We start from the raw sequence: 1,406 nt of genomic DNA, 5'->3' as shown, positions 1-1,406 counted from the left end.
GCGCGAACAGGGTGCGCAGCGGCAGCTCGGCCCCCATGCGCTGGCGCACCCGCGAGGCCAGTTGCACCGCCAGCAGCGAGTGCCCGCCCAGGTCGAAGAAATGGTCTTCGCGGCCGACCCGCTCAACTCCCAGCAATTCTTGCCAGATGGCCGCCAGCGCTTGTTCGGTGGCCCCTTGCGGCGCCGCGTAACGCGCCAGCGCCAGTGCCGCGCCATCCGGCGCCGGCAATGCCTTGCGGTCCAGCTTGCCGTTCGGCGTGAGCGGCAGCGCCGCCAGCGTCACGAACGCGCCCGGCACCATGTACTCGGGCAGGTAGGCCAGCAAAGCCTGGCGCAGCGCGCCCGGCTCGAGCGCGGCCGGGTCGCCTTCCGGCCTGGCCGTCAGGTACGCGACCAGGCGCGATTCGCCTTGGCCCTCCCCTTGCGCCAGCGCCACCACCACCGCTTCGCGCACGCCCGCGCACGCCAACAGGCGCGCCTCGATTTCGCCGAGCTCAATGCGGAAGCCGCGCAGCTTGACCTGGAAATCATTGCGGCCAAGATATTCCAGTTGACCGTCGTCCAGCCAGCACCCCACGTCGCCCGTCTTGTACATGCGCGCATCGGGATCAGGACTGAACGGATCGGCCACGAAGCGCTCGGCCGTCAACTCCGGCCGGTTCAGGTAGCCACGTGCGACACCAATGCCGCCAATATACAATTCCCCGCGCACGCCAAGCGGCACCGGCTGCAAATGCCGGTCCAGCACATACATGCTGGTATTCCAGATCGGTCGTCCTATCGGGACGATGCCGGCATGGGCGGTAGCGCTGCAACGCCAGTAAGTGACGTCGATGGCAGCTTCGGTCGGTCCGTACAGATTGTGCAGGCGCACCTGTGGCAGCACGCTGTGCGACATGCACTGCAGTGCGTGGGGCAAGGCTTCGCCACTGCACAAGATATCGCGCAGGCGCGACGTCTTGAGCGGGGCGGCCTGGTCCAGGAACACTTGCAGCATCGATGGCACAAAGTGGAGGACGGTGATGTCTTGTTCGGCGATCAGCTCGACCAGGTAGGCCGCGTTGCCTTGTTGCCCAGGCCGTGCCAGCACCAGCGTGGCGCCAGCGAGCAAGGGCAGGAAAAACTCCCATACCGAGACATCGAACCCGAATGGCGTTTTTTGCAATATCTTGTCGTCCGGCCCAATCGCGTATTCCTCGCGTGCCCAGAGCAAGCGGTTAACCACGCTGCGGTGCTCGTTCATGGCGCCTTTGGGTCTCCCCGTCGATCCCGAGGTATAGATCACGTAGGCCAGGTGCCGGGCATGGAGTGCCGGCAGCACAGGGTTGCCCAGCGCTTGAGCGCACAGAACCGGCTGTATGGCATCCAGGCACACCAGGGCCGTGCCGAGCAGATCGGAAGAGCAC

Annotated in this window: 1 protein-coding gene; it reads right to left on the bottom strand. The window is 65.9% G+C overall.

Annotated elements, in window-relative coordinates:
* Nucleotides 1-1,406: amino acid adenylation domain-containing protein (locus tag F0185_RS34025; RefSeq protein ID WP_167233113.1), on the bottom strand; the 1,406-nt coding region annotated here is incomplete at both ends.

It is taken from the genome of Massilia rubra, from assembly GCF_011682065.1.
In the GTDB taxonomy this organism is placed as follows: domain Bacteria; phylum Pseudomonadota; class Gammaproteobacteria; order Burkholderiales; family Burkholderiaceae_D; genus Telluria_A; species Telluria_A rubra.
The sequence above is the reverse complement of the archived record's forward strand: the minus strand, read 5'-3'. Positions and strand labels throughout refer to the sequence as shown.